Raw genomic sequence first — 6,280 nt, 5'->3', positions numbered from 1 at the left:
ATTGAATCTTAATATTAATTTAACCAAATTAGCTATTAAATATATTAGGAATAATATGAGAAATATGTATTTAAATTAATTTTTAATAAAAATGATTTTATAAATAGTGGTAATTATAGTGAATAAATTGTATTATATAGTAAATATTAAAAAGGTGGGATATACATGAAAACTATAGCAGCATTTTTTGATATAGATGGAACACTGTATAGAGAAGGACTTATTACAGAAGTATTTAAAAAACTTATAAAATATGAAATAATTGAAGAAAGAACTTGGTTTGAAGAAGTGAAACCAGAGTATGAAAAATGGGATATAAGAATAGGAAATTATGATAATTATCTTTTAAAGATGGCAGATATATATGTTGGTGCGGTTAAGGGGTTGCATAAATCTCAAGTTGAGTTTATAGCAAAGCAAGTTGTTTCTCAAAAGGGAGATAGAGTTTATACTTATACAAGGGATAGAATAAAATGGCACAAAGAAAGAGGACATAAGATAATAACCATATCTGGTAGTCCGTTAGAACTTGTAAGAGAAATGTCACTTAAGCATGGATTTGATGATTATAGAGGAGCAAAGTATTTACTGGATGGAGATATATACACTGGTGAAGTTATTCCTATGTGGGATAGCGATAGTAAAAGAAAGGCAATTGAAGATTTAACTAAACTTTACAATATAGATTTAGATAAGTCATATTCATATGGTGATACTTCAGGTGATTTAACTATGCTAGATTCTGTAAGATATCCAACCTGTATAAATCCAACTAGAGAACTTTTACAAAAGGTAGTTATAGATAAAGGACTTAGTGAAAAAATTAATATAATTGTTGAAAGAAAAGATATGATATATAAGCTTAATATGAATTGCGTAAAAGCTAATATTTAATTTAAGGAATAAAGGAGAGGTCTTATTTAGCCTAATTAAGCTAATAGGACTTTTAACTAATTTTTTGATAATAGGTTATTAGATAAAACATCATATCATTGTTCAAGTAAAATGTTTTGTTTATAATTAATAATTAGAGGTGATAGATTAATGAAGGTTAAAATGTCAAAATTTTTATTAGAGAAAAAATCCACTTTAAAAAAGTTGTTGGATATTTTGTCCATGGATTTTAAATATGTGTCTATATTGGGTACAGATTCTTTTGGAAAACAATATTTAGTTCAAAATACAGGTGTTTCTATTGAGGATTCATTTTGGAATGAAAGAGGATTTGTTGTTAGGATATATAATGGAATAGGATATTCTGAGTATTCTTTTAATAATATTAATAGTGCAACAGTTGTTGAAGTGGCAAAGAATATAAAATATAGAGTTAATTATGAAATAAAAAAAATGAAGGCTTCAGTAAATATAACGACTTATCCTATAATAAATGAAGAAAAAATTAATAGTAGTTTTTTAGGGGAGGTTAAGGTATCCTTTGAAGAAACTAGTGATAAGGACATAATCAGTAGGTTAACATTGTTAAATAGAAAAGCAACTTCCATTTCTGAGTTTGTAGTGAATTGTAAGATTAAATTACAACAAGTACATGTTTCTAAAATATTCATTTCAAGTAAAAAAGATTTAACTCAGTCCTATGTATGGAGTGAAGGATATATTTTCCCAATAACAAGGAAAGAGAAAAAAACAAAGTTTAATTACAGTTCAGTATCTGGTCTTAAGGGAGTAGAAATTTTAGATGAAATGGATTCTCAGGTTGATGAAAACGTAAGTATGGCAGTTAAGTTATTAGATGCTAAGCCACTTAAACCGGGTGAATATGATGCTATATGTTCACCCGATGTATCTGGAATAATTGCTCATGAAGCCTTTGGCCATGGGGTAGAAATGGATATGTTTGTTAAAAATAGGGCAAAGGCTAAGGCGTATATTGGTAAAGAGGTTGCCTCCAATATTGTAACAATGAGAGATGGTGCCACTTCTGCAAAAGAAGTATCATCCTATCTTTTTGATGATGAAGGATCCATAGGGGGAGATACAACAATAATAAAAGACGGAATTTTAGAGACGGGTATATGTGATATTTTATCTGCATTAAGATTAGGGGTTAATCCAACAGGAAACGGAAAAAGACAGTCCTTTGAGAGAAAAGCTTATACAAGAATGACAAATACATTTTTTGAGAATGGAAAAGATAAAATAGGGGATATGATATCTTCAATAAAGTATGGATATTTCCTAAACTGTCCTACAAGTGGAATGGAGGATCCTAAGAATTGGGGAATTCAATGTATGGTTAACTACGGATTAGAAATTAAAAATGGAAAGTTTACAGGAAATATTGTATCTCCTGTAGTAATGACTGGATATGTTCCAGATCTTTTAAAGTCTATATCAATGGTATCCAATGAAGTTGAACTAAAGGGATCGGGTGCTTGTGGTAAAGGATATAAGGAATTCGTAAAGGTGTCAAGTGGTGGACCGTATATTAAAGCGAAAGTGAGGCTGGGATAATGATAGAAAATATCAAAAATATACTAGATGATTTTGAAGAAATAGATGGATATAAAATAATTGAAACAAAAAATAGTTCTGAAGAATTATTTTTTGTTAAGAAGGAACTAGATATAGCTAGAAGTAAAGATGTCCAACACTTTAAGGTTACGGTTTATAAGAACTTTCAGGAAGATGGTAAAAAGTATAAGGGAAGTTCAACCTTTGATATTCATCCTAGCATGAATGAGAATGAGATAAAAGAGGCTATAAAAGATAATATTTTTGCCTCGGGTTTTGTAAAAAATCAGTATTATGATCTACCAATAAATGAAAATAAAAGTATTGATAATGTAAAAAGTAAATTTGCTACTATGCAATTGAGCGATTGGATGCCTAAACTTACAGAGGCATTGTATATTAATGATAAAGAGGAAATGGGAGGAATCAATTCAGCTGAATTGTTTCTTGATAGGGTATATACAAGAATTATTAATTCAGAAGGTATAGATAGAAACTTTGAAAGTTACAAAGGAATGATAGAGTTTATAACTGCATGGAAATATGATGAAGAAATAGAATTATATAAAAGACTTACTTTCTCTGATTATGAACCTAATGTTATTTCAGATACAGTTAAGGAAATGATTTTTCTAGCTAAAGAGAGAGCAAAAGCTAAAAAAACTGTTGCATCAGGAAAATACAAAGTTATTTTAAGAGATGAGCCAGTAAAAGAAATATTAAAATATTATGTAGATAAAACAAATACGGAAAATATATATAATGAAATGTCAAATATAAAAATTGGAGAGTGTATTCAGGGAGATAACATAAAAGGAGATAGTATAAGTTTAGAAATTGATCCTCATATGAAAAATTCCATATACTCAAAACCATTTGATGATAATGGAACTATTTTATCCAAGGTTAATATAATTAAAGACGGAAAATTAAAAATGTATCATGGGGATTTTAGACACAGTTATTATTTAAATACTAAAGCAACAGGAAATATCCATAATTTTAAAATAAAGTCAGGTACTAAGAGTATAGAGGATATGAAAAGAGAAGAATATGTAGAACTAGTTACTTTCTCAGATTTCCAATTAGATTCCGTAACAGGAAATTTTGGAGGAGAGATAAGATTAGGATGGTATTTTGATGGTGAAAATACCATACCCATAACTGGGGGATCATTATCTGGAAATATAAATGATATTCATTCTAATATTTTCTTGTCTAAAGAATTACAAATTGCTGATGGGTTTATTGGACCTAAGGCAATTGAAATGTTTAATGTGTCTATTGCAGGAGAATAATAATTCACATATGCATATGCTTTAGGATAAAGGAAAGGGTATTGTTATTTTAAAACTTACAGTATTTAAAATAATTATACCTTTATTTATCAAACAGTGATTAAAGGTATAATTGCTTGTATAAGGTTATAGAAGTAAATATTATTTGTTGGATTAAAGGGAGTGAGATTTTATGAATTATAATGATTTGACTAAATTAAAAAGGTCTTTTCCTAAAAATATAGGTATAAGTGGAAGAGACGAATTTTTTAATTCCTCAGTTTTGATTCCTTTGATTCTAATAGAAGGAGAATATCATTTTATTTTTCAAAAAAGAAGTAAAAATATAAGTCAAGCAGGAGAAGTATGTTTTCCTGGTGGAAAAATCGATGATGAAATTGATAAGGATTCAGAGGAAACAGCATTAAGAGAAACCTATGAAGAATTTTCTATAGATAGAGATAAAATAAATATTATGGGAAGAGTAGATACAGTATTTTCACCAATAGGAGCCATGGTAGACGGATATGTAGGAACAGTAAATATTAAAAATTTAAAAGAAATAAAAATTAATCTCTGTGAAGTAGAGTATATTTTTACAGTACCTGTATCATTTTTTGAAAACAATAAACCAGAAAGATATTATGTTGAAATAAAGGCAAAATCATCTACAATTGATGGTAATGGAAAACAGAATATATTATTACCAGTTAAAAAACTTAATTTGCCCAAAATATATGAGGAACCTTGGGGAAATTATAAGTATAAAATTTATGTATATAAATATAATGGTGAAGTAATATGGGGATTAACAGCTAGATTTATTTTTGATATTATTAAAATGTTAAAGAACAAAAGATAACAGAGATTGTAAGCATAAAAATTCGTATGTTAAATACTTTTTAAAAATTCATTTAAACTATTACATACGAGTACTGGTTTATTGTAATGGGTAAGTTCTTTTACTGTATTTATTACTGAAGTATTTGGATTCACAATTATTAGATTTTCTAATCTGTTAAATTGAAAAGCTTCTAATAATAATTTCTTGATTCCAAAGTCCGTGGGAGGAAAAGAGTATCCAATAACTATAAGGGTTTTACAAGAGGATAAAACATTTTTAGCTTTTTCCCAAAGAGTACATATTATGTCTTGTGAATAATCTTTATATAGTACAGGTGGTATTATTAGGGGATCAACTATTAGATCATTGTCTTCATATTCGTCAAAATACTTATGAGATTCAGTTAATATAAATTGTAATTTATCATTAGAATCAGTATTTCTATAAGCCCTGAATAAATCATATTTACTTGAAGGTATGCACTTAAACCAATTTAATGACCCATGAAGCTTTAAAATATTCCAGTCATATATAGGGGGTTCATGTATATCATAAAAGTCTTCTTTTTTTATATAAGATATTTTATTATCTTTTAAAGTTTGAACCTTATCAAATTTAACAGCGTAACTAAGAAAGGACTTCCAATTACCATTAGAAATAGTTTCTATTGCCTTTTCTAAATTACAGTCATAGTTTAATGTTAAAACATTTGGCTTCTCATTATATATAAGTGAGGCAAAGTTCATCATTAAATCAGAGGAACTACTGAAGTCTTCAAATCCACAGAGGCTTTCTATAAACATGAATTTTAATGTAGAATTTATCTTTAATAATTTAGAAACTAATTCTTCATCATTGGTGCTTGAAGATTCTAGCAATTGAAGCTGTAACAATGTAAAACATTCCTCTAGATTAAAGGCATCATACAGAAGATCTTCTTTTGATTTTTTCCAATATTTATATATATATTCATATACTATTTTTGTTTTATAGTTATATTTTGTTCCGTTATATTTTTTGTTTTTTAATAGTGTATTGAAAAAATTAGTTGAAAGAGGTGGTTTCAATCCATCTGTTCCTTTTACACATTGATTAAACCCAGCTCCAAGTATATAAGTAGTACTATTATTTTCAGGCATATTATTTTATACTGCTTAGAAGATCCATATATAAGAATATTGTTATAAGGCACATTCAAATAAATAACTAGTCAGTATGCTAGTCTATTTTGAATCCCACCACGTCAACGGAACCCTCAGATAGCTCACTATCTGAAGAACCTATTTCCTTGTAGGCTTCAAAATATACGTCGCATCTTTGACTTACTATTTATTTTCATATGCTTAAGGTATTTTAACCTTTACTATAATTCTAGATATTTTATATAATAGCAGTTTCCTCCTTGTAATTTTATTTATAGTTTTACCATAAACAAAGAATATATTATATATTTTATTATATTAAACTATAAATTATATATAGGTTATAATTTAACCTGGTGTATCATTATAAGAAAATAGAAGTAATACATAGATAAATAGAGAAAGATCCATGTATTTATAAATTTTAATTAGTATATGATTATAATAATTTATTGTTTGTGATATCATAAAACACGTTGCGAGTGAAAAATAAAAAAATAAATACAAAAAAGTATTGACAAATATTTTGAATCGTGATATTATAT

General features: G+C 27.5%; 5 protein-coding genes. 4 read left to right on the top strand and 1 reads right to left on the bottom strand.

Going from position 1 to position 6,280, the window contains the following annotated elements; all coding sequences use genetic code 11:
• The first annotated feature begins 165 nt into the window (after positions 1–165).
• The 4 genes from RH99_RS17345 (at position 166) to RH99_RS17330 (ending at position 4,611) form a co-directional block, all read left to right on the top strand.
• The gene (locus tag RH99_RS17345) at positions 166–894 is read left to right on the top strand and encodes an HAD-IB family hydrolase (RefSeq protein ID WP_010241269.1); all 729 of its coding nucleotides are present in this window, start codon (positions 166–168) and stop codon (positions 892–894) included.
• 150 nt (positions 895–1,044) lie between these two features.
• Positions 1,045–2,472 carry a TldD/PmbA family protein gene (locus RH99_RS17340; RefSeq protein ID WP_010241268.1) on the top strand — a complete coding sequence of 476 codons (1,428 nt, stop codon included), beginning with the start codon at positions 1,045–1,047 and terminating at the stop codon, positions 2,470–2,472.
• On the top strand, positions 2,472–3,770 hold the full coding sequence (locus RH99_RS17335) for a metallopeptidase TldD-related protein (protein WP_010241267.1): 1,299 nt from the start codon (positions 2,472–2,474) through the stop codon (positions 3,768–3,770). The genes RH99_RS17340 and RH99_RS17335 overlap by 1 nt, the downstream gene beginning before the upstream one ends.
• A gap of 172 nt (positions 3,771–3,942) precedes the next feature.
• Positions 3,943–4,611, top strand: a complete 669-nt coding sequence (locus tag RH99_RS17330) for an NUDIX hydrolase (RefSeq protein WP_010241266.1) — start codon at positions 3,943–3,945, stop codon at positions 4,609–4,611.
• A 29-nt stretch (positions 4,612–4,640) separates the two neighbouring features.
• On the opposite strand, the gene RH99_RS17325 is transcribed toward RH99_RS17330, so the two are convergent.
• Positions 4,641–5,732, bottom strand: a complete 1,092-nt coding sequence (locus tag RH99_RS17325; RefSeq protein WP_010241265.1) for an SIR2 family protein — start codon at positions 5,730–5,732, stop codon at positions 4,641–4,643.
• Between the last annotated feature and the right edge of the window lie 548 nt (positions 5,733–6,280).

Source organism: Clostridium arbusti SL206 (assembly GCF_000246895.1).
Lineage (GTDB): Bacteria > Bacillota > Clostridia > Clostridiales > Clostridiaceae > Clostridium_I > Clostridium_I arbusti.
Note: the sequence above shows the minus strand (reverse complement) of the source record. Positions and strands in the feature narration are given on the sequence as shown.

Bases quoted from the DNA above. Each gene is read 5' to 3' on its own strand.
- RH99_RS17345 (WP_010241269.1), top strand. From the start codon at position 166: ATGAAAACTATAGCAGCATTTTTTGATATAGATGGAACACTGTATAGA.
- RH99_RS17340 (WP_010241268.1), top strand. From the start codon at position 1,045: ATGAAGGTTAAAATGTCAAAATTTTTATTAGAGAAAAAATCCACTTTA.
- RH99_RS17335 (WP_010241267.1), top strand. From the start codon at position 2,472: ATGATAGAAAATATCAAAAATATACTAGATGATTTTGAAGAAATAGAT.
- RH99_RS17330 (WP_010241266.1), top strand. From the start codon at position 3,943: ATGAATTATAATGATTTGACTAAATTAAAAAGGTCTTTTCCTAAAAAT.
- RH99_RS17325 (WP_010241265.1), bottom strand. From the start codon at position 5,732: ATGCCTGAAAATAATAGTACTACTTATATACTTGGAGCTGGGTTTAAT.